Genomic DNA, 21,298 nt, shown 5'->3' on the forward strand with positions numbered 1-21,298 from the left:
AATACCCTACCCCCCCTCGCAGGCCCCCCCCCCCCCCCCCCCCCCCCCCCCCCCCCCCCCCCCCCCCCCCCCCCCCCCCGCCCCGGCGTGTTTCTCCGGCGCTAGCCTCGTGGCATGAGCCGGCCTCCGTTCCTCACCCTGCCCGCGTGCGCCACGGCGCACCGTCTCTCCACCGCTCGCGGCGAGTTCGCCGTCCACGACGCGCGTCCCGGAGCCGGGACGACGCGCCGCGGGACCGTTCTGCTCGTGCCGGGCTTCACCGGCAGCAAGGAGGACTTCATCGCCCTCCTCGCGCCGCTGGCGGCCGCCGGCTACCGGGCCGTCGCCGTGGACGGGCGGGGGCAGCACGAGACGCCCGGGCCGCGGGACGAGGCGGCGTACGCCCAGGACGAGTTGGCCCGGGACGTCCTGGCCCAGGCGGCGGCCGTGGCCGCGGAGGACGGCCGGTCCGGTGTCCATCTGCTCGGGCATTCCCTCGGCGGTCTCATCGCCCGCGCGGCCGTGCTCGCCGACGCGTCGCCGTTCCGTTCGCTGACCGTCATGAGCAGCGGTGCCGGCGCGATCTCCCCCACCCAGCAGGCCCGTACCCGGGAGCTGATCCAGGCGCTGGGGGTGGTGGACATGGAGACGGTGTGGCAGGAGATGCAGCGACGGGACCTCGAGAGCGCCGAGGGGGCGGCGGGCGCCGGGACGCCGCCGGAGCTGGCGGAGTTCCTGCACCGGCGGTGGAGCACGACCGTGCCGGAGCAACTGCGCGCGACCGGCCGCCAGTTGATCGAGGAGCCGGACCGTACCGCCGAGCTGGCGGCGGTACCGCTGCCCAAGCACGTCGTGTCGGGCGTGCTGGACTACGCCTGGCCGGTGCCGCGGATCACGGCGATGGCGAGGGAGCTGGCGGCGCACCGCACGATCGTGTCGGGCGCGGGCCACTCCCCCAACGCCGAGCGGCCGGCCGAGACGGCCGAGGCCCTGGTGGGCTTCTGGCGCACGACGGACGGCGCCGCGCCGCGACGGGACGTGGCCTAATCCGGCCCGGGGGGGCCGCCTAGCAGCCCGCCTTCGAGGTCACCGTGAACAGGGCCCCCTCGCGGTCGCGCAGCGTGGCCTCCTGGCCTGCCCCGGAGCCGGTGGGTTCGTCGACGACGGCGCCGCCGGCCCCGAGGGCCGACTCCACGGCCTTCTCGACGTCGTCGACACGGAAGTAGACGTGCCAGCGCGGCCGGACGCGCGGGTCGGGGGCGGCCTCGACCGCCCCGCCGCGGATGCAGGCCACGGTGTGGCCGCCGGCCCGGACGGTCACCATGTCGTCCTCGTAGCGGACCTCGCAGCGGTCGGGCCGGTCGACGGCCCACTCGAAGATCTCGCCGTAGAACATGGCGGCGGCGAAGGCGTCCCGGGTGCGCAGCTCCAGCCAGGCGGGGGCGGCGCCCTTGCCGATGCCCCAGTCGGGGACGTTGCCGCCCTCCCAGAAGCCGAAGGCGGCGCCCGCGGGGTCGGCGGCCAGGACGACCCGGCCGCTGCCGACGGACAGCGGGCCCACGGCGACCGTGCCACCGCGTTCCCGGACGCGGGAGGCGACCACGTCGGCGCCGCCGACGGCGAAGTAGCTGGTCCAGGTGCCGGTCATGCCCATGCTGTTGGCCACGTCGGTGAGGCCGGCGACGGGTTTGCCGTCGGCGAGCGCGACGGCGAAGCCCTCGCCGAGGGACGTGCCGCGGAAGGTCCAGCCCAGCACCGCCCCGTAGAAGCCCTGTGCCGAGGCGAGGTCGGAGGTCAGCAGGCTCACCCAGCAGGGCTGCCCCAGCCCCACCACGCGGTCAGTGGCCGACATGGCGGATCGCCTCGTCTCTGTGTGGATGCCGCACCGGGATCACCCTGTCAGGGTTCCACTCGTGTCCCGCCCGCGCATTCCGGCGCGCGCGGGGCGGGGCCAGATCGCTCAGAACTGCGCCCGCAGGTGGTCCCAGAAGCCGTCCCGCAGGGCCCGGCGCAGGTCGGCGTGGCCGCGCAGGGACAGGCCCAGCAGGGCCTCGGCCTCCACCAGCAGCTCCTGGTCGACGGCGCCGGGGAGGTAGGGGTCACCGGGCAGCAGCTCGGCGAGCGGGGCGCGGCCGCGCCGGCCCAGCCACTGGGCGGCGACCCGGGCGCCGACGAAGCGGACGTCGTCGCGGGAGGGCGCGGGCCCGGCCACCGCGCCCGCCGGGCGGCCGGCCGGGTCGTCGGCGAGGCCGGTGCCGTGGTCGGGGAGGGCGCGCCGGCTCACGTACGGCTTGCAGAACTCGAGGTCGAAGGTGCGCTGGCTGTCGACCTCCCACAGCAGCGGCTCGGCCTGGTTGCGTCCGCCGGCGGCCTCGATGCCCCACAGGTGGACGCGGGCGCCGTAGCCCTGGGCGGCCTCGACGGCGGAGACGAGGTCCTCGTCGCCGCCGATGAGCACCGCGTCGCTGATGGCGCGGTGGCGGGCGAGGGATTCCAGGTCGGTGCGGATGAGGGAGTCGACGCCCTTCTGCTGGTTGTTGGCGTTGAGGTTGCCGAGGCGGACCTTGACGTCGGGGAGCTCGGCGATGCCCTGCTGCTCGGTGGTGTGGATGCGGCGGCGGGCGCCGTCGTACCAGTAGACGCGCAGCAGCCGGCTGTCGGGGAAGATCGAGCGGGCCTTGTCGATGAAGGCCTCGATCAGCCCCTCGGCGTCGAGCTCGAAGGCCCGCCGGTCCTCGGTGCCGGTGACGAGCCGGCCGGCGGCGGCGTAGACGTAGCCGGCGTCCACGAAGACGGCGTGGGTGGCGGGGGTGGTGGCGACCTCGGCCAGGACGCGGGTGAGCAGCTCGTTGGTGCGCTCGATGCCGGCGGCGATCCGGCGCAGCCCATCAGGGGAGTAGTTAGACATATCAACAATTTCTTTAGCGTAGGGAATGTTTGCCCGGGTCTCCTCGTTGGATACGTAGGAAACGCGCCGCACTGTCGCCGCGCGGGCCACTGTTCATAAAAGTTCTCCTCAGGAGGATCAGACGAAGGGAGAAGTGCTGGTGCGCTTCGAAATCATGCGCCTGGACGACATCGACGGCACCGCCGTTGACAGCACCGTCGTGGACGCCGCCTCCGTCAACCGGATCGTGCAGCAGGCCGCCTCGACCGGCCAACGCCTGTACATCCGCCCGGCCGACTCCTCGGCCCGGTAACGCCTCACCGTTCCCACGTGCGGAACGCCCCCGTACGGACCGTCCGTACGGGGGCGTTCTGCGTTCGCCCGGCGGGGTGTCCGCGGGCGCCCGGCTCAGCGGTCGGCTATCACCTGGGTGATGCCGTTGATGATCTGCTGCACGGCCAGCGCGGAGAGCATCATGCCCGCGAGGCGCGTCACCAGCACCACGCCTCCGTCCTTGATCACACGGATGATCAGCAGGGAGTTGCGCATGACGAACCACAGCACCACATGGATGGCCGCGATCGCGCACCACACCGAGACCTGCTGCTGGAACGATTCGGCGCGCTGCACCGCGAGGATCACCGAGACGATGGCACCGGGGCCGGCCAGCAGCGGCATGCCCAGCGGCACCAGCGCGACGTTGACGTCCTTGGTCTGCTTCGGCTCCTCCGACTTGCCCGTCAGCAGGTCCAGCGCGATCAGCAGCAGGAGCAGACCACCCGCGATCATCAGCGCCGGGGTGGTGATGTGCAGATAGTCGAGGATCTGCCGGCCGCAGATGCCGAAGACGGTGATCACGCCGAACGCGACCGTCGCCGCCTGCCACGCCATGCGCTTCTGCGTCTTGACGGGGCGCCCCGCCGTCAGCGCCAGGAAGATCGGCGTGATGCCGGGCGGGTCCATGATCACGAAGAGGGTGAGGAAGAGGGAGCCGAAGACAGCGATGTCGAACACAGTGAGGGCCTTGCGGTGCGGTGCGAGCGGTGAGAGAGGGGGAAGCGTGCGGGGGCACGGTCCGTACGCCGCCGGGGCGCGGCGGAGTACGTCAGGTGCGGGAGCCCCGGAGGGCCGGGCGTACGGACGCCGGGCGAGGGGCGGTGGGCACGGGCGCCCGGACGCCGGGTCGGGGCGTACGGGCCGGGTGTGCGGGGGCGGTCAGCCGCCGGCGCCCGGGACGGGGAAGGCGCCCGTCGCGCGGCGCGTGATCTCGCCGTAGATCTCCGGGTCGGTGGTGTACTCGCCGAGCCCGCAGCTCTTGCGGCTGCCGTGGTAGTCGCTGGAGCCGGTGGTGAGCAGGCCGAGCTCCGCGGCGAGGCCGCGCAGCCGGGCGCGCGTGGCGTCGTCGTGGTCCATGTGGTCCACCTCGACGCCGTCGAGACCGGCCGAGGCCAGCTCGGCTATCGCGTCCTCGGTGACGCAGTTGCCGCGCTGGAGCGCCAGCGGGTGCGCGAGGACGGTGACGCCGCCGGCGGCCTTGACCATCCGGATCGCGTCGAAGGGGTCGAGCTCGTGCTTCTCGACGAAGGCGCGGCCGTGACCGCCGAGCCACTCGGCGGTGAAGGCGTCGGAGACGGTCTTCACGACGCCCAGCTCGACCATGGCGGTGGCCACGTGCGGGCGGCCGACGGCGCCGTCGCCGGCGATCTCGGCGACGCGCTCCCAGGTGACGGGCACGCCGAGCTCGTTGAGCCGGACCACCATGGCCCGGGCGCGGGGCACCCGGTCGTCGCGGACGAGCTCCCGCTCGCGCGCGAGCTCGGGCTCCAGCGGGTCGAAGAGGTAGGCCAGCATGTGGACGCTGAAGCCGCCGGGACCGTTACGCCGGCAGGAGAGCTCGGCGCCGGTGACGAGGGTGAGCCCGGCGGGCAGGGCCGCGATGGCCTCGGCGTGGCCGCCGACCCCGTCGTGGTCGGTCAGGGCGACGACGTCCAGACCGGCGGCGGCCGCGTTGCGGACCAGCTCGGCGGGGGTGTCCGTGCCGTCGGACGCCGTGGAGTGGGTGTGCAGATCGATGCGCACGACACTGCTCCCAACGGCGGCTGGAACGGAATGGACCGGTTCAGGATAACCGCCGCCCGAACATGATCCGGTCGCCCGCGACGCACCGGGAGACCGCCGGGAGGTACCGGGACACCGCCGGGAGGCCAGGAGGGGCGGGCTCAGGGGGGCCGGCGGGGGTCGGGCGACAGGATGCGCGGCGACAGCGCCCCGCAGGGCAGCAGGTCCACCTCGGCCCCGGCGTCCCGCAGGTCGGTCAGCACCAGCTCGTCGTACATCAGCAGGCCCGACCGCTCCGGCCAGACGACGGCCCACAGCCACAGGCCGCGCGCCTCCCCCGCGAAGACGGCCCGGTCGGCGGGGGCGCCGTCCACGTGCCACAGCGGGGTGGGGCGGCCGGCCGCGTGCACCTTGGCGTGCGGGGAACGGTCGAGGGCCAGGCCGGGCCCGGGGTCGGGGCCGTCGACGCCGGCGTACCGGGCACCCAGCCCGACGCCGAGCTCCTCGGCGACCAGCACCAGCTCGCCCGGGCCGCCCAGCGGGCTGGGCCCGGAGCAGGCGACGGCGGTGGCGCGGCCGCCGCTGCGGTCGTCGCCCGCGCAGACCACACCGGTGAAGAGCCAGCCCACGGGCAGCGGCCAGGGCATCCACACCGGGACCTGGGCCCGGTTGACCACGACGGCCAGCGCCTCGACACTCGGCGGGACGACCGGCTGCAGGGGGTGCACCGCGCCGTGCACGGAGCACTGCCAGGAGTCGGCGAAGAGACCGGGCGCTCGCACCCGGCCACCGCACTTCGGGCAACTGGGTTCGCCCCTCATAGCCTCCAACGGTCCTACCAGGCCGCGCCCGCGTCAAGGACGATCACCCGTCCGGAGTCGAGGGCGCCCGACGCTTTCGGTCGTCCCGGGCGGGTGGGGGCTCTCAGCCCAGCGGGACCCCGGCCCGCAGCGGGTCGCGCAGGTCCGTGCCGTGCCGCAGCCAGCGCTCCTCCAGGGCGGTCGCGCCCTGGACGCGCTTCCACGCGGCCTCGTTGGGCGTCATGGGCAGCAGCGGGAGGAAACGGACGGGGTCCATGGGCTCGTCCAGCTCCAGGTCCTCGATCAGACCGCCGGACTCCGCCACCAGGACGGAGGTGAACGGCGCGCCCGGCCAGAGCGGCTCCCCGGTGTCGAGGGAGCCGCCCGGCGCCACGACCACGCCCTCGACCTGCGGGGACGCGGCGAGGACGGCGAGCGGGCGGAGCACCTTGTCGGTGTCGGCGCGGCCGGCGCGGACCGAGAGGACGAGTTCCGCGCGGGGGCCGCGCAGGGGGTCGGCGACGGTGGCCGTGGGGTCGGTCATGGGCTGCGCCGACATGCCGAGGGTGACGTAGCGGACGAGCTCTCCGCCGTCGTCGGCCCCGGTGAATCGGAGCACCTCGATCCGGTCCGTGCCCAGGAAGGTCACCGCGGCCCGTGCGTCCGGCTGCCCGAGCGCCAGGACGAGCCGCGCCTCGACCAGTGCGAGTACGTCTGACATGCCGTGAGCATAGAACGCGTATCGAACGGGCAAAGGCGGGCCACGGGGTGGCCTTGACGCGTCGAGCTACTGCTAGCCTGGATTCGCCTTGACCTTTGGTCAGGGCGTGACGTTCGTCCCTCAGCGGGGACCGGCCGGAGGAGGTGGGGCTGCGTGGATCCTAGTCGACCGTGCAGTACCGACAGTTCTCCCGTCTTCCCGCTCCGGACGCGCGTCACCGCGTGAATCACGAGTGAGTCACGCGTGAACCAGAGGTCTTCCGCGCCCCCGGCCCCCGCGCCGGAAACGCGTCAACGGAAGTCCCTTCACGCCCGCGGCACTTGACGGAAGAGCGCCTCCGACCGCCTGTTCCGTTTCCTTGCAGTTCCCTGCACGCTTTCCCGCGAACTGCCGCCGGCCCCCGCGCACCGCACGAAGCGCCGCCCGAATTGCGGACGTACCCCCACGGCACCACGTCCACGTTTTCAGGCAGCGCTTGCGCGCACCGCGTCCCCGCGCCGGCGGCCGGCCCGTGAAGGAGCCAGCCATGTCGATGATCCGCGACCTGCGCGCCGCCGTCCGCCCCGCCCTGCGCCGGGTACCCATCCAGGGAGGCGGCGCCTACGACGCCACCCGCGACCCGTCCGCCAGCAGCGCGGTCGTGGACTGCGCCGTCTACCGCGACGGCAAGCGCGCCAGCGACCACGTCAGCCCCGCCGAGGCCATGCGCCGGGTGCGCAGCGAGGGCGGCTTCGCCTGGATCGGCCTCCATGAGCCGGCCGAGCACGAGTTCGCCGGGATCGCCCGCGAATTCGGGCTGCACCCCCTCGCCGTCGAGGACGCGGTCCACGCCCACCAGCGGCCCAAGCTGGAGCGCTACGACGACACGCTCTTCACCGTCTTCAAGACCATCCACTACGTCGAGCACGCCGAACTGACGGCCACCAGCGAGGTCGTGGAGACCGGCGAGGTGATGTGCTTCACCGGCCCGGACTTCATCATCACCGTCCGGCACGGCGGCCAGGGCTCGCTGCGGGCGCTGCGCCACCGGCTGCAGGACGACCCCCAGCTGCTCGGCAAGGGCCCCTCGGCCGTGCTGCACGCCATCGCCGACCAGGTGGTGGACGGCTACATAGCCGTCGCGGACGCGGTGCAGGACGACATCGACGAGGTGGAGATCGATGTCTTCTCCGAGCCCAGCAAGGGCTCCCGCCGGGGTGGCGACGCGGGCCGCATCTACCAGCTCAAGCGCGAGGTGCTGGAGTTCAAGCGGGCCGTGACCCCGCTGATCCGGCCGATGCAGCTGCTGAGCGAGCGGCCGATGCGGCTGGTCGACCCGGACATCCAGAAGTACTTCCGCGACGTCGCCGACCACCTGGCGCGGGTGCACGAGCAGGTGGTCTCCTTCGACGACCTGCTGAACTCCATCCTCCAGGCCAACCTCGCGCAGGCGTCGGTGGCGCAGAACGAGGACATGCGCAAGATCACCTCATGGGCGGCGATCTTCGCCGTTCCGACGATGATCGCCGGGATCTACGGCATGAACTTCGACCACATGCCGGAGCTGCACTGGAAGTACGGCTATCCGGCGGTCATGGTGGTCACGGTCGCGATCTGTGTGACGATCCACCGCGGCTTCAAGAGGAATGGTTGGTTGTAGGCGGGGGTGGTGAGCGGGGGCCTCATACCCCCGTCTCCGGGGTGACCGGCTCCTTCCGCCGGTCACCCGTGATCACCAGGACCAGGCCCGCCATGATCACCGCCAGTGCGGGGTACGCGGCGGCCGGCGGCAGCTGCCCCAGCCACACCGCGGCGATCAGCGCCGCGCCCGGCGTCTCCAGCAGGATCGCCGTCGACGTCACGGACGGGCCCAGGCCCTTGACCACGCGGTTGATCAGCGAGTGGCCCAGCAGCTGCGCGGCGGCGGTCAGCACGACCAGTTTCAGCCAGGTCTCCCCGCTGTAGCCGGTGAGCGGGGAGCCGGCGGCCAGGCAGGCGGCGAGCAGCAGCACGGTGGTCGTCGCGTAGCAGACGTACGTGTACGTGGTGGTGCCCACCGTGCGCCGCACCTCGGCGCCCAGCAGCACGTACCCGGCGCCCGCCATGCCGCCCGCGAGGGCGAGCGCGTCGCCGGCCAGGGCGCGCGGGGACAGCGACAGGTCGACGCCGGTCAGGATCAGCACGCCCAGGAACGCGAGCGCCGTGCCCGCCCAGACCAGCGCGGGCGGCCGGTGGCCGCGCAGCCGCAGCAGCAGCGTGGTCCAGATGGGGGTGGTGGTGACCAGCGCGGTCGAGGAGGCGACCGAGGTCATGCGCAGGCTGGGCAGCCACACCCCGAAGTGCACGGCCAGCAGGGCCCCGGCGGCCATGGCCAGCAGCGCCGCCCTGCGTCCCATGCCGCGCAGCTCGGCGCGGTGCCGGAGCAGGACGACGGGGGTGAGCACGCCGACGGCCATGGCGTTGCGCCACAGGGCGATGGCCAGGGCCGGCGCGGCGGTGGCGGCGATGAGCGGGGCGGAGAGGGAGACCCCGGCGATGGCGACGGCGAGGAGGACGAGATCGAGGCGGACGGAGGGGTGGGAGGGCACGGTGGCGGGGACGGCCGGTGGCGCGGCGCGGCGCGGGCGGGCGGTTCTCACCCCTTCAGCCTAGGCGCGGGCCCGGGGCGGCGGCCGCTTAAGGTAAGCCCATGACGCTCACACAGGCACTGATCGAAGAGGCCACGAAGAAGTCCGGCCTGATCTGGGTGCAGGGTCCGTCGGGGCCGGGCCGGGCGCTGTGGCACGTCTGGCACGAGGGTGCGGCCCTGCTGGTCGCCGGTCCCGGTGAGCAGCCGGTGGACGGGCTGGGCCTGGCCGAGGGGGCCTCGGCGACGGTCACCGTGCGCAGCAAGGACAAGGGCGGCCGTCTGGTGTCCTGGACCGCGACCGTCGGCGAGCTCGCGCCGGGCGGCGAGGAGTGGGCGGCCGCTGTGGGCGAACTCAAGGGCAAGCGGTTGAACGCGCCGGACGCGGAGCGGCTGGAGGAGCGCTGGGCCGCGTCCTGCCGGGTGCTGCGCCTGGTGCCGACGGGTGCCGCCGGGGAGCTGCCGGACGGGTCGCTCGCGGCCACGCCGCTGCCGACGCCGGCGACGACGCGCCGCCCGATGCCGGCGGCGCTGCCGCGGCTGCTGCGCCGGGGCCGCGCGAAGTCGTAAAAACCCTCAGGAGCCCTGAAAGCCCTCAGGAGCCCTTCGCCGGGAGCCCGCCGCCGGGGCCGGCCGGGATGTGCAGCTGCTTGCCGTAGTCGACCGTCTGGGACTTGGCCGGGACGTTCAGCGCGAAGTCCTTGCCCCAGCCGTCGAGCTCCAGCTGTCCGGCCCCGCCCGCGCGCTGGACGCGCAGCGGGTAGGGCGTGCCGACGAGGGAGACGTCGAGCGTGCCGCCGCCGCCCTTGGCGCCGGTGATCCGGACGGTGCGGACGCCGCCGACCGCCCCGCGTTCGCCGCGGGCGAGGTCGCCGTGGAGGCCGAGGAGGCCGTCCAGCAGCACGTCCTTGTCGGTGAAGCCCTTGAACTGCTGGTAGGTCGGGTCGTCCGCGGGCACCTTGACGTACTTGTCGTCGAGCTTGCCGGCCGCCGCGGCGGCGTCGCCGGCCTTGGACGCGGAGGCCGAGGCCTTGGGCGCGGGCGCCGGGGGCGAGGCGGGGGCGGAGGCCGAGCCCTTGGCCCAGAAGCTCGCCGGGGCCTTGAGGTACAGCTCGTCGCCCACCCGCAGCAGTTCGAAGGCGGCGGCGTCGGAGGAGGACGAGACGCGGCCGGTGCCGCCGTTCTTCTTCAGCCGCATGTCGATGCGGTACGTACGGCCCTGGCTGACGACGTTCCCCGAGAGGTGGACGGCCTCGGCGGCGCGCGCGGCGCTCCGGGCCTTGTCCTGGATCGCGGCGGCGGTCAGCTTGCCGACGCCGTTGGTGCCCGCGTCGGGGTCCTCGGGGGTACCGCTGCCGCAGGCCGTGAGCGCCGTGGACAGGCCGACGCACAAGGCTCCCACGAGAGCCGCGTTACGGGTACGCACGTGTGCTCCTGCCTCCTGTCACCCGGTGGGATACGGCGGCAGCGTACCCGTGCCGTCCGCGAGCGGAAGCCGGGAGTCCGTGCGGAGCGCGTACAGATTCCGTACGGCCCTCGCCCCCCGGCGGGGCGAAGCCGGTCACGTTAGCCTGAACCGGACACCGGTTCCCGCCGGGAGGAGGTACGCGGCCATGCCAGCAGGCGCCCACCGGGTGTTCGTGTCGCACCTCTCCGGCGTGGCCGTCTTCGACCCCAACGGCGACCAGGTGGGCCGGGTGCGCGACCTGGTGGCGATGCTGCGCGTCGGCAGGCGGCCGCCGCGGGTGCTGGGGCTCGTCGCGGAGGTGGTCAGCCGCCGCCGGATCTTCATCCCGATGACCCGCGTGACCGGTGTGGAGTCGGGCCAGGTGATCACCACGGGCGTGGTCAACATGCGGCGCTTCGAGCAGCGGCCGACCGAGACGCTGGTCCTCGGCGAGCTCCTCGACCGGCGGGTGAAGCTGGTCGACGGCGGCGAGGAGGTGACCGTCCTCGACGTGTCGATCACCCAGCTGCCGGCCCGGCGCGACTGGGAGATCGACAAGGTCTTCGTCCGCCGCGGCAAGGGCGGCGCCCTGCGCCGCAAGGGCGAGACCCTGACCGTCGAGTGGTCGGCCGTCACCGGCTTCTCGCTGGAGGAGCACGGGCAGGGCGCCGAGAACCTGCTGGCCAGGTTCGAACAGCTGCGCCCGGCCGACCTCGCCAACGTCCTCCACCACCTCTCCCCCAAGCGGCGCGCGGAGGTCGCGGCCGCCCTGGACGACGACCGGCTCGCGGACGTGCTGGAGGAGCTGCCGGAGGACGACCAGATCGAGATCCTCGGCAAGCTCAAGGAGGAGCGCGCCGCCGACGTCCTGGAGGCCATGGACCCCGACGACGCGGCCGACCTGCTCTCCGAGCTGCCGGAGGAGGAGATGGAACGGCTGCTGACCCTGATGCGGCCGGACGACGCCGCCGACGTCCGGCGGCTGATGTCCTACGAGGAGCTGTCGGCGGGCGGCCTGATGACCACCGAGCCGGTCGTGCTGCGCCCGGACGCCACCGTCGCCGACGCCCTCGCCCGGGTCCGCAACCCCGACCTGTCCCCCGCGCTCGCCGCCCAGGTCTACGTCTGCCGCCCGCCGGACGAGACCCCGACCGGCAAGTACCTGGGCACGGTCCACTTCCAGCGGCTGCTGCGCGACCCGCCGTTCGCGCTCGTCGGCTCGATCACCGACACCGACCTCCGCCCGCTGCCGCCGGGCACCCCGCTGTCCGCGGTCACCAGCTACCTGGCCACGTACAACATGGTCGCCGCCCCCGTCGTGGACGAGAGCGGCTCCCTGCTGGGCGCCGTGACCGTCGACGACGTGCTGGACCACCTGCTGCCCGACGACTGGCGGGAGACCGAGCTCCACCACGGCGCGCCGGGCATGGACGAACTGCCGGAGGACGTCGATGGCGGGTGACGAGCGGGGGCGGGAGCACGGCGCGGACCGCCGCCCGGACCGCGGCGACCGGGCCGAGCGGGGGCGGGCGCAGGCGGAGGCCGCGCACCCCCACCCGCGGCCGAGGGTGCGCCTGGACCTGCCGATGCCGAAGCGGCGGGCCTGGCTGCCGGAGTACGACCCGGAGGCCTTCGGCCGGACCTCGGAGCGCATCGCCCGCTTCCTGGGCACGGGACGGTTCATCGTCTGGATGACCGTCGTGATCATCATGTGGGTGGTGTGGAACACCTCGGCGCCGGGCCACCTGCGGTTCGACCGGTACCCGTTCATCTTCCTGACCCTGATGCTGTCGCTCCAGGCGTCGTACGCGGCCCCGCTGATCCTGCTGGCCCAGAACCGGCAGGACGACCGGGACCGGGTCAACCTGGAACAGGACCGCAAGCAGAACGAGCGCTCCATCGCGGACACCGAGTACCTGGCACGGGAGATGGCGGCGCTCCGGGTGGGGCTGGGCGAGGTGGCCACCCGGGACTGGATCCGCTCGGAGGTCCAGGACCTGGTCAAGGAGCTGGAGGAGCGGCGCGTATTCCCGCGCGAGAGTGAGGAAGGCGACCGCTGACGGCCTTTCCCCGGGGGCCGTGGCGGGCCGTACCATCGACCTATGGCTACCGACACGTACGGAACCGCCGCGCCGAGTGAGGACGCGATCCGCGCCGCGCTCGCGACGGTCAACGACCCCGAGATCCAGCGACCCATCACCGATCTGGGGATGGTCAAATCGGTGGAGATCTCGGCGGACGGTACGGTCGCGGTGGCGGTGTACCTCACGGTCGCCGGCTGCCCCATGCGGGACAAGATCACCTCGCTGGTGCGCGAGGCCGTCGCGCGCGTCGAGGGCGTGACGGGCGTCGGCGTCGAGCTGGACGTGATGAGCGACGAGCAGCGGCGCGAGCTGGCGTCCTCGCTGCGCGGCGGGCAGACGGAGCGCGAGGTGCCGTTCGCCAAGCCCGGCTCGCTCACCCGCGTCTACGCGGTCGCGTCCGGCAAGGGCGGCGTCGGCAAGTCCTCGGTGACGGTCAACCTGGCCGCGGCCATGGCGGCCGACGGGCTGAAGGTCGGCGTCGTCGACGCCGACATCTACGGCCACTCGGTGCCGCGCATGCTGGGCGCGGACGGCCGTCCCACCCAGGTCGAGAACATGATCATGCCGCCGTCGGCGAACGGCGTGAAGGTCATCTCGATCGGCATGTTCACCCCGGGCAACGCGCCCGTCGTCTGGCGCGGCCCGATGCTCCACCGCGCGCTCCAGCAGTTCCTCGCCGACGTCTACTGGGGCGACCTCGACGTCCTGCTGCTCGACCTGCCCCCGGGCACCGGCGACATCGCGATCTCCGTCGCCCAGCTGGTCCCGAACGCCGAGATCCTCGTGGTGACGACCCCGCAGCAGGCCGCCGCCGAGGTCGCCGAGCGCGCCGGCTCGATCGCCGTGCAGACCCACCAGAAGATCGTCGGCGTCGTGGAGAACATGTCCGGGCTGCCCTGCCCGCACTGCGACGAGATGGTCGACGTCTTCGGCACCGGCGGCGGCCAGCTGGTCGCCGACGGCCTGACGCGGACCACGGGCACCGACGTCCCGGTGCTCGGCGCGATCCCGATCGACGTCCGCCTCCGCCAGGGCGGCGACGAGGGCAAGCCGGTCGTCCTGAGCGACCCCGACTCCCCGGCGGGCAGCGCCCTGCGGGCCATCGCGGACAAGCTCGGCGGCCGCCGGCGCGGCCTGTCGGGCATGTCGCTGGGCATCACGCCGCGCAACAAGTTCTGACACGCCGAGGGGCGGCCTCCCGAAGGAGGCCGCCCCTCACGCGTATCACCGGACACCCGTCCGGTCATTCCTGGTACGTGGCGATGTCCTTGATCACCGAGAAGCCCATCCCGTACGCGCTCATCCCCCGCCCGTACGCGCCCAGATGGACCCCGCCCTCCTCGGGCGAACCCGCGAGGACCCAGCCGTACTCGGACTCGCGGTAGCGGAACTCGGTCGGCACACCGTCCACCGGCAGCGACAGCGACGACCACGGGCCCTCGTCCAGCCGGTCGGCCAGCTCCCAGGCGAGGGCGGTCTGCTGGTCCAGCCAGTCCTGCCGCAGCGCCCGCTCCATCGCGGCCGGCCAGGTGCACGCCAGCAGGCCGGAGCCGGCCAGCCAGGCGGCCGAGGAGACGGACGTGGCCTCCAGCACGCCCGTGCCGTCGGCGCTGCGCCGCACCGGGCGGCTGGCCACCGTCACCACGACCGCGAACCGCTGCCGGGCGGCGGCCGGGTCGGCCCGCTCCATCCGCAGCGTGGGTTCGGTGCCGTGGCCGGTGGCGCCGTGCTCCACGGTGCCGTCGGCGGCGGCACCGACCTGCATCAGCCAGCGCGGCCCGGTGTAGGCCTCGTCCAGCCCGTACCACGGGAACGACGCCAGGAGATAGCCGTCGACCGAGCGCCGGGTCCCGGGCCCGCCCTCCGGCATTCCCTGCGCCTCCCCGGCGGGCGCGCCGGCCGTACCGGCCCCGTGCGCCCCCACCCGACTCGTCGTCTCCATCTGCGCGGCGCCTCCTCGTAGCCCCTGCGTCGTGGGCGCAGCCGCCCACCGCGGGCGACGGCACCCCGAACAAGGGGAGGATAGCCACCCCCGTCAATGGGGCAGGGCCAACACGGGCTCAGGTGGCGTCGGCGTCGAACGGCGGACGCTCGCCCTCCTGGAGCCGCTCGCGCTTCTTGAGCAGGTCGGGAGTGGCCGGAGCGGAGCCCGCGGCGGCCGCCGGGGCCTGCGACTCGGGCGTACGACCGTGCACCGCGTCGGTGACGTCGGACATCTCGGACCGGAAGTCGAAGCCGTTGCGGATGTCCTTCAGCCCCAGCTCGTCCTTGTCCAGCACGTGCTTGCGGACGAAGGTCTTGGGGTTGAGGTCCTCGAACTCGAAGTCCTTGAACTCGGGGCCGAGCTCGTTGCGGATGTCCTGCTTGGCGTTGTCCGAGAAGTCCCGGATCCTGCGCAGCGTGCGCGACACGTCCTGGATCAGCTTGGGCAGCTTGTCGGGCCCGAAGATGAGCACCGCGAGGACGACGAGCGCGACCAGCTCGAGGGGTCCTATGTCGAGCACGTTGCACAGCTCCTTGTGGCGTCGGGGGCCGGGTGTCCAGGCCGACTATCACGGTACCTGGCGCGCGGGGACAGGTGGGAGACGCGTCGGCCGGCGAGCGGCCGGGAGTCAGCGCGCACTGGCCGATCCCAGGGTGAGCCGTACGTCACGCGCCGCGCCGTCACGCTCGACGGTGAGGGTCAGGGCGTCACCCGGACGGTGGCTGCGGATCTTGATGATGAGCTCGCGGCCGCTGTGCACGGCCACCCCGTCGACCTTCTTGATCACGTCGCCGGCGCGGACGCCGGCCTTGTCGGCGGGGCCGCCGGGGCTGACGCCCTTGCCCTTGTCGCTGTCGGCGTTCACCCGGGCGCCGTCGCCCTGGTAGCCGTTGTCCACGGAGACCCCGATGACGGGGTGGGTGGCCCGGCCCGTGTTGATCAGCTCCTCGGCGACGCGCCGGGCCTGATTGATCGGTATGGCGAAGCCGAGACCGATGCTGCCGCCCTGACCGCCGCCCTCCGACTCGCCGGCGGAACGGATGGCGCTGTTGACGCCGATCACGCGGGCCGAGGAGTCCATCAGGGGGCCGCCGGAGTTGCCCGGGTTGATCGGGGCGTCGGTCTGGAGGGCGTCGACGTAGCTGATGTCGCTGCCGTCCTGCTTCTTGCCGCCGGCGGTGATCGGGCGCTCCTTGGCACTGATGATCCCGGTGGTGACGGTGCCCGCGAGGTCGAACGGGGCGCCGATGGCGACGACGGAGTCGCCCACGCGCACGGAGTCGGAGTTGCCGAGGGGCAGCGGGGTGAGGTGCGAGACGCCGGTGACCTTGATGACCGCCAGGTCGTAGCCGCCGTCGCGGCCGACGAGGGTCGCCTTGGCGGTCTGGCCGCCGTTGAACGTCACGGATATGGAGCCGCTGGAGCCGGCCGGCTGCACGACGTGGTTGTTGGTGAGGATGTGGCCCTTGTCGTCCAGGACGAAGCCGGTGCCGGTGCCCTGTTCGCCACCGCCGGAGACATGGATCGTGACCACGCCCGGCAGGGCGCGGGCGGCGATCCCGGCGATGCTGCCGGGCGCCCGGTCGGACGCCTCGGCCGACGCCTGCGGCAGCGACACGCGGTGCCCGATCCCGCCGTCGTGCTCCAGCCAGGCCCCGAGCCCGCCACCGACGACACCGGACACGAGCGCCACGACGGCGGCACCGGCGAGGAGCCGGGCCTTGGTGATCGGCTTGCCGCGCCCGGCGCCACCGCTGTGCGGCGCGGCGGCCGCGGCTTGGACGGCGGACGCCGCCCAGGGGTCGTAGGCCCAGGGGCCCTGGGGGCCGGTGCCGGGGACGGCGGGGGCCGGCTGCTCGTGCGGCGGTACGGCGGCGACGGGGGCGTCCTGCGGGTACGGGGCGGGTGTGACGGCCGGGTCGGCCGGAGGCGTCGCCGGCGCCTGGGCTTCCGCCGGGGTGGGAGCGGCCAGCGGGTAGTCCGCCGCCTCCGGGCCGGAGCCGGGCGCGGAGTCCGCGGGAACGGACTGCTCGTAGCCGACGGCGGAGCCCTCGGCCGGGACGTACGTGCGGGGCGCCGGGGCGACTTCCGGAGCGGGCGTGCCGGTGGGCACGGAAGCGCCCGGGGCCACCGGCGGAGCCGATGTATCGGCGGCCGCGGGACCCTCCGCCGGGGCATACGTACCCGCGCCCGGAGCGGACGTGCCAGCAGGCACGGTGCCCGGCTCCGGCGCGTACGCGCCCGGGGCGGCCGGAGCCACCGGCGGAACCGATGTATCGGCGACCGCCGGACCCTCCGCCGGGGCATACGTACCCGCGCCCGGAGCGGACGTGCCGGCGGGCACGGCGCCCGGCTCCGGCGCGTACGCGCCCGGGGCGGCCGGAGCCACCGGCGGAACCGATGTATCGGCGACCGCCGGACCCTCCGCCGGGACGTACGTGCCCGGGGCCGGCGTCCCGCCCGGCGGGACGTACGTGCCCTGGGCCGGGGTCACCGTCGGGCGCTGGACCGGCGGGGCCGGGGCCCACGGGCCGGGGCGGCCGTAGGGCGGGGTGCCGTACGGGTCGGGGGCGTGCATCGGCACGGGCGCCGGGCCCGCCTCGGGGGCGTGCATCGGCACGGGCGCCGGGCCCGCCTCGGGGGCGTGCATCGGCACGGGCGCCGGGCCGGCGTCCAGGGGGTGCGGGGCCGGGCCCGCGTCGGCGGTACCGGTGGGGGCCGCCGGAGTGCCGCGGTGCGGGCCCGGCGGGGGCGTGGTGCCCTCGGGGGCGGGAGCCTCCGGCAGGAGCCACTGGTCGGCCTCCGGCTGCGCGCCGCCGCGCGGGCGTCGTCGCTGCCACCACTGCGGCTTGGGCGCGGAGTCCCGCGCCGGCGGCTTGGGCGCGGAGTCCCGCGCCGTCCCCTCGTCCATCCTTCTCCCCACCGTTCGTCCGGGAGCGCGCATACCGAAAGCACGCGCGCCCCAAGGACGATTACACCAGGTGGTGAGCGGTCAGGGGGCCGGGGCCTCCGAGAGGGCACGGGAGGCGCGGACGAGCGGCGGGAGCACCGGCGCCTCGGAGGGACGCAGCAGGGAGACGCCGAGGGAGCGCGGCGCCCCGAACGTGGTCGCCGTGTGGATCGCGTCGCGCTCCAGGTGGCTCCCGGGGGTCATGGCGAGGGAGGAGGTCGCCGTCGAGCTGGAGCCGCCGGCGCGGGGCCGGGGGTCCTCCACGGGGGTCTCCAGGGGCTGGGCGCCGACCAGGGCGAAGGCCGCCAGCGAGACCGCGCCGGCCGCCGCGAAGGCGAACCGCCGGCCGCGCGCGCCACCGCCGCCGCGAACGGCGGTGTCCTGGCCGCCCCGGCCGCCGGGGTGGACCCGGAAGCCGCGGTCACGGGGCCCGGTCGCCACCGGCAGGAGGGCGTAGGCGTCGGCGCGCACGGCGGGGCCGGGTCTTCCCCGGTCGGTCCCCTCCGGGCCGTCACCGCCGGTCCCACCGCCCGGCAGGCCCTGCAACCGGGCCAGCAGGGAGTCGGACAGCGGCGGGGGCGCCGCCTGCGCGAAAACACTTTTGAGCCGACGCTGCGCGTCGGCTTCCGCTTTGCACGTCCAGCAGGTGGCGAGGTGCGCCAGCACCCGCTCCCGCGCGTCGTGTCCCAACTCCCCGTCGACCAGGGCCGCGAGGCGGTCGCCGAGATGGTGCTCGGCGGGGGACGGACCGCCTGAACCGCTCACGCGAGACCGACCTCCCCACCGATCGGGACGCGCGCCGCCACCGCCCCGGCCTCGGCGCGCTGCTCGGCCCGGGCGGCGGGCGAGCGGTGCTGGAGCGCCTTGCGCAGGTGGGAGCGGCCGCGGTGGATGCGGCTGCGGACGGTGCCGAGCTTCACGCCGAGGGTCGCGGCGATCTCCTCGTAGGACAGGCCCTCGATGTCGCACAGGACGACCGCGGCGCGGAACTCCGGGGCGAGGGTGTCGAGCGCCTGCTGGACGTCGGCGTCGAAGTGGGTGTCGTTGAAGTGCTGCTGGGGGGACGGCTCGCGGCTGGGCAGCCGCTCGGCGGCGTCCTCGGCCAGCGCGTCGAAGCGGATGCGCTGGCGACGCCGGACCATGTCGAGGAAGAGGTTGGTGGTGATGCGGTGCAGCCACCCCTCGAACGTCCCCGGGGTGTACGTGGACAGCGAGCGGAAGACGCGGACGAAGACCTCCTGGGTGAGGTCCTCGGCGTCGTGCTGGTTGCCGGTGAGGCGATAGGCGAGGCGGTAGACCCGGGCGCTGTGGGTGCTGACGATCTCCTCCCAGGTGGGAGGGGTCCACGCCGGCGCGTCCGCGTCGGTGGCGAACGTCGCGGTGGTCGCGGTGCCGGCGGTGGTGGAACTGTCAGCGGTGTAGGTCACGGATTTCGGCTCGGGAACGTACCTGCGGAAGCGCCTGAGCACTCCACGGCGGTCGCCGCCCGCAGCCGCACCTCCCCTGTCGGCTCTGGTGGTGTCCAGTGGAGCCCCTACCATATCCACCTCGCCCGTTAGCTCCGGATAAGCATTTTTGACCCGGTTTTTGTGAACGGATCGCCATGATCACCGACGTGCGGCCGGAGCTTCCGGTTCCCGCTGTCGCACTTCCCCCTCGGCCCTTCCAACGCCCGGTCCCATCTGCGGGTTCCCGTGGTCAGCGGATACAGTCACGGTTGCGTCGACTACGGGGACAGGAGAGGGCCATTACCGGCAACCAGCAGACGAGCTGGGCGTTCGCCGATGTGTTCGTCGCCGAGGACGAGGCGCTGCGCTGGGCCCGGGACCGGGCCTACGAGGCAGGTCTCCGCTCGGTGTCGAACGGCACCGGCGCGGCGCTGCGCCTGCTCGCCGCCGCTGCGGACGCCAAGGCCGTCGCCGAGATCGGCACCGGCACCGGGGTCTCCGGCATCCACCTCCTGCACGGCATGCGCCCGGACGGGGTGCTGACGACGGTGGACAGCGACCCGGAGTGCCAGCAGTTCGCCCGGCAGGCGTTCCGTGCCGCGGGCTTCGCCGGCAACCGGGCCCGGTTCATCCCCGGCCGCGCCCTGGAGGTGCTGCCGCGGCTGGCCGACGGCGGGTACGACCTGGTCTTCTGCGACGGTGACCGGACGGAGTGCCTCGACTACCTAGCCGAATCGTTGCGCCTGCTGCGCCCGGGCGGGCTGGTGTGCTTCGAGGGGGTCTTCGCTGACGGCCGTACCGTCGACTCCGCGCTGCCGCCCGCCGAGGTGCAGCGGCTGCGCGAACTGCTGCGGGCCGTGCGGGAGTCCACGGCGCTGGTGCCGTCCCTGCTGCCGGTCGGCGACGGACTGCTGTGCGCGGTACGGCGCGGCGCCTGAGCCGGGCGGGGTGTGTGAGCACCCCGGGGCCGATGGGATCACGGCCGCGGATACACCGCCGCCCCGGAACCGGGTGAGCCGGCGGCCGGGGCGGTGCGGGATTCGTGGACCGTGCGCGTCAGACGGTGACCTTCTCCAGGGCCTCGCCGAGAGCCTTGGCCTCGTCAGGGGTCAGCTCGACGACGAGACGACCGCCGCCCTCGAGCGGAACCCGCATGACGATGCCCCGCCCCTCCTTGGTCACCTCGAGCGGGCCATCGCCCGTCCGCGGCTTCATGGCCGCCATGCTCGTTCCCCTTCCTGAAACCAGCTCATCGTCAGCCGATGGCCCTCTGGAAGGGCGCACGTCACCGGCATCGAACACATTGCTTCCAGGCCATTATCCCGCATCGCGCGACCCAATGACCAACATCGGTCGGCATCCCTTCGGCAACGCGCTGCCGCAAAACCACTCAATTCGGGGATCGTGCGGCCCTCCCACGTCGCCCCGGGGGTCACTTCGGCCCCCGATTCTTTGACGCAGGTCACATGCCGGGCCCCGATGATCTCCGGCATGCTGGCACCGGACCGCAGCCGAACCAGGGAGGGACGCACCATGGCCGACAGCGTGCTGTACGAGGTGAACGAGGGGCTGGCGACGCTCACGCTCAACCGTCCCGGCGCCATGAACGCGCTGGACACCGCGACCAAGGAGGCCCTGCGCGACGCCCTGCGACAGGCGGCCGGCGACCCCGCCGTACGGGCGGTGCTGCTCACCGCGACCGGCCGGGCCTTCTGCGTGGGCCAGGACCTCAAGGAACACGTCGCGTCGCTGGCGGCCGACCGCGAGAACGGCACCCGGACGACGATGGACACCGTCCGGGACCACTACAACCCCATCGTCACGGCGATCACCCGGATGGCCAAGCCGGTCGTCGCCGGGGTGAACGGCGTCGCGGCCGGCGCCGGCGCGGGCTTCGCCCTCGCGGCCGACTACCGCGTCGTCGCCGACACCGCCTCCTTCAACACGTCCTTCGCCGGGGTGGCCCTCACCGCCGACTCCGGCGTCTCCTGGACCCTCCCCCGCCTCATCGGCACCAGCCGCGCGAGCGATCTGCTGCTCTTCCCTCGCAGCATCGGCGCCGCGGAGGCCCTGGAGCTGGGCATCGCCAACAAGGTCGTCCCGGAGGCGGAGCTCGCCGCCGAGGCCGAGGCCGTCGCCCGGCGCCTCGCCCAGGGGCCGACGAGCGCCTACGCGGCCATCAAGGAGTCGCTGGCGTACGGGGCCGGCCACTCGCTGGAGGAGACCCTGGCGAAGGAGGAGGAGCTCCAGGCCCGGGCCGGCGCCTCCGAGGACCACGGGATCGCCGTCGCGGCCTTCCTCGCCAAGGAGAAGCCGCGCTTCACCGGGCGCTGAT

23 protein-coding genes are annotated in these 21,298 nt (G+C 73.9%); 9 read left to right on the top strand and 14 right to left on the bottom strand.

The genetic code is table 11. The features are described from left to right. The first annotated feature begins 114 nt into the window (after nucleotides 1–114). Entirely contained in the window at nucleotides 115–1,026 is a 912-nt protein-coding gene (locus AC07BS_RS29865) for an alpha/beta fold hydrolase (RefSeq protein WP_478935078.1), read from the top strand. A gap of 19 nt (nucleotides 1,027–1,045) precedes the next feature. On the opposite strand, the gene AC07BS_RS29870 is transcribed toward AC07BS_RS29865, so the two are convergent. Next, nucleotides 1,046–1,831: a VOC family protein gene (locus AC07BS_RS29870; protein ID WP_478642809.1), complete on the bottom strand. Its 786-nt coding sequence runs from the start codon at nucleotides 1,829–1,831 to the stop codon at nucleotides 1,046–1,048. A gap of 108 nt (nucleotides 1,832–1,939) precedes the next feature. Beyond that, nucleotides 1,940–2,887 (bottom strand): NYN domain-containing protein, encoded by a 948-nt coding sequence (locus tag AC07BS_RS29875; RefSeq protein WP_478642811.1) that lies wholly within the window; start codon nucleotides 2,885–2,887, stop codon nucleotides 1,940–1,942. Between the two features lie 139 nt (nucleotides 2,888–3,026). Between AC07BS_RS29875 and AC07BS_RS29880 the strand changes: the two genes are divergently transcribed. Next, on the top strand, nucleotides 3,027–3,179 hold the full coding sequence (locus AC07BS_RS29880) for a hypothetical protein (protein WP_478642812.1): 153 nt from the start codon (nucleotides 3,027–3,029) through the stop codon (nucleotides 3,177–3,179). A gap of 95 nt (nucleotides 3,180–3,274) precedes the next feature. Here the strand turns inward: AC07BS_RS29880 and AC07BS_RS29885 are convergent, their stop codons facing one another. From AC07BS_RS29885 to AC07BS_RS29900, 4 genes are all read right to left on the bottom strand, one after another. Then, on the bottom strand, nucleotides 3,275–3,880 hold the full coding sequence (locus tag AC07BS_RS29885) for a MarC family protein (RefSeq protein ID WP_478642813.1): 606 nt from the start codon (nucleotides 3,878–3,880) through the stop codon (nucleotides 3,275–3,277). A 201-nt stretch (nucleotides 3,881–4,081) separates the two neighbouring features. Continuing rightward, nucleotides 4,082–4,945 carry a PHP domain-containing protein gene (locus AC07BS_RS29890; RefSeq protein ID WP_478642814.1) on the bottom strand — a complete coding sequence of 288 codons (864 nt, stop codon included), beginning with the start codon at nucleotides 4,943–4,945 and terminating at the stop codon, nucleotides 4,082–4,084. A gap of 140 nt (nucleotides 4,946–5,085) precedes the next feature. Further along, nucleotides 5,086–5,745 carry a DUF6758 family protein gene (locus AC07BS_RS29895; RefSeq protein ID WP_478935079.1) on the bottom strand — a complete coding sequence of 220 codons (660 nt, stop codon included), beginning with the start codon at nucleotides 5,743–5,745 and terminating at the stop codon, nucleotides 5,086–5,088. Nucleotides 5,746–5,848: 103 nt separating this feature from the next. Further along, nucleotides 5,849–6,445, bottom strand: coding sequence for a suppressor of fused domain protein (locus AC07BS_RS29900; RefSeq protein WP_478642817.1), 597 nt, complete (start codon nucleotides 6,443–6,445; stop codon nucleotides 5,849–5,851). A 526-nt stretch (nucleotides 6,446–6,971) separates the two neighbouring features. On the opposite strand from AC07BS_RS29900, the gene AC07BS_RS29905 reads away from it, so the two are divergent. After that, nucleotides 6,972–8,084, top strand: a complete 1,113-nt coding sequence (locus AC07BS_RS29905; protein WP_478642819.1) for a magnesium and cobalt transport protein CorA — start codon at nucleotides 6,972–6,974, stop codon at nucleotides 8,082–8,084. 22 nt (nucleotides 8,085–8,106) lie between these two features. Here AC07BS_RS29905 and AC07BS_RS29910 read toward each other — a convergent pair whose 3' ends face one another. Next, the gene (locus AC07BS_RS29910; RefSeq protein ID WP_478935080.1) at nucleotides 8,107–9,063 is read right to left on the bottom strand and encodes a DMT family transporter; all 957 of its coding nucleotides are present in this window, start codon (nucleotides 9,061–9,063) and stop codon (nucleotides 8,107–8,109) included. A 50-nt stretch (nucleotides 9,064–9,113) separates the two neighbouring features. Between AC07BS_RS29910 and AC07BS_RS29915 the strand changes: the two genes are divergently transcribed. Beyond that, complete coding sequence (locus tag AC07BS_RS29915; protein ID WP_478642823.1) at nucleotides 9,114–9,620, top strand: hypothetical protein; 507 nt, start codon at nucleotides 9,114–9,116, stop codon at nucleotides 9,618–9,620. Between the two features lie 25 nt (nucleotides 9,621–9,645). On the opposite strand, the gene AC07BS_RS29920 is transcribed toward AC07BS_RS29915, so the two are convergent. Next, nucleotides 9,646–10,476 carry a hypothetical protein gene (locus AC07BS_RS29920; RefSeq protein WP_478642824.1) on the bottom strand — a complete coding sequence of 277 codons (831 nt, stop codon included), beginning with the start codon at nucleotides 10,474–10,476 and terminating at the stop codon, nucleotides 9,646–9,648. Between the two features lie 187 nt (nucleotides 10,477–10,663). Between AC07BS_RS29920 and AC07BS_RS29925 the strand changes: the two genes are divergently transcribed. From AC07BS_RS29925 to AC07BS_RS29935, 3 genes are read left to right on the top strand one after another with little or no spacing between them, the layout of a single operon-like run. After that, a complete protein-coding gene (locus AC07BS_RS29925) occupies nucleotides 10,664–11,959 on the top strand; it encodes a magnesium transporter MgtE N-terminal domain-containing protein (protein WP_478642826.1) in 1,296 nt (431 codons plus the stop codon). Continuing rightward, complete coding sequence (locus AC07BS_RS29930; protein WP_478642827.1) at nucleotides 11,949–12,557, top strand: DUF1003 domain-containing protein; 609 nt, start codon at nucleotides 11,949–11,951, stop codon at nucleotides 12,555–12,557. Before AC07BS_RS29925 ends, AC07BS_RS29930 begins: the two co-directional genes overlap by 11 nt. A gap of 42 nt (nucleotides 12,558–12,599) precedes the next feature. Then, the gene (locus tag AC07BS_RS29935; RefSeq protein WP_478642829.1) at nucleotides 12,600–13,760 is read left to right on the top strand and encodes an Mrp/NBP35 family ATP-binding protein; all 1,161 of its coding nucleotides are present in this window, start codon (nucleotides 12,600–12,602) and stop codon (nucleotides 13,758–13,760) included. Nucleotides 13,761–13,824: 64 nt separating this feature from the next. Here AC07BS_RS29935 and AC07BS_RS29940 read toward each other — a convergent pair whose 3' ends face one another. The 5 genes from AC07BS_RS29940 to sigE form a co-directional block, all read right to left on the bottom strand. Continuing rightward, nucleotides 13,825–14,523, bottom strand: coding sequence for a hypothetical protein (locus AC07BS_RS29940; protein WP_478642830.1), 699 nt, complete (start codon nucleotides 14,521–14,523; stop codon nucleotides 13,825–13,827). Nucleotides 14,524–14,641: 118 nt separating this feature from the next. After that, on the bottom strand, nucleotides 14,642–15,085 hold the full coding sequence (locus AC07BS_RS29945) for a sec-independent translocase (RefSeq protein WP_478642831.1): 444 nt from the start codon (nucleotides 15,083–15,085) through the stop codon (nucleotides 14,642–14,644). 108 nt (nucleotides 15,086–15,193) lie between these two features. Then, on the bottom strand, nucleotides 15,194–17,476 hold the full coding sequence (locus AC07BS_RS29950) for a S1C family serine protease (RefSeq protein WP_478642832.1): 2,283 nt from the start codon (nucleotides 17,474–17,476) through the stop codon (nucleotides 15,194–15,196). 81 nt (nucleotides 17,477–17,557) lie between these two features. Continuing rightward, entirely contained in the window at nucleotides 17,558–18,280 is a 723-nt protein-coding gene (locus AC07BS_RS29955) for a zf-HC2 domain-containing protein (protein WP_478642835.1), read from the bottom strand. After that, nucleotides 18,277–19,056, bottom strand: coding sequence for an RNA polymerase sigma factor SigE (sigE, locus tag AC07BS_RS29960; protein WP_478642836.1), 780 nt, complete (start codon nucleotides 19,054–19,056; stop codon nucleotides 18,277–18,279). Before sigE ends, AC07BS_RS29955 begins: the two co-directional genes overlap by 4 nt. A gap of 176 nt (nucleotides 19,057–19,232) precedes the next feature. Between sigE and AC07BS_RS29965 the strand changes: the two genes are divergently transcribed. After that, nucleotides 19,233–19,901 (top strand): O-methyltransferase, encoded by a 669-nt coding sequence (locus AC07BS_RS29965; RefSeq protein ID WP_478642837.1) that lies wholly within the window; start codon nucleotides 19,233–19,235, stop codon nucleotides 19,899–19,901. A 118-nt stretch (nucleotides 19,902–20,019) separates the two neighbouring features. Here the strand turns inward: AC07BS_RS29965 and AC07BS_RS29970 are convergent, their stop codons facing one another. Further along, a complete protein-coding gene (locus AC07BS_RS29970; RefSeq protein ID WP_003985072.1) occupies nucleotides 20,020–20,187 on the bottom strand; it encodes a DUF3117 domain-containing protein in 168 nt (55 codons plus the stop codon). A 309-nt stretch (nucleotides 20,188–20,496) separates the two neighbouring features. Here AC07BS_RS29970 and chcB point away from each other — a divergent pair, with 309 nt between their 5' ends. Beyond that, entirely contained in the window at nucleotides 20,497–21,297 is an 801-nt protein-coding gene (gene chcB, locus AC07BS_RS29975; RefSeq protein ID WP_478642839.1) for a 2-cyclohexenylcarbonyl CoA isomerase, read from the top strand. Nucleotide 21,298: the final 1 nt, after the last annotated feature.

Source organism: Streptomyces sp. NPDC044063, from assembly GCF_056434285.1.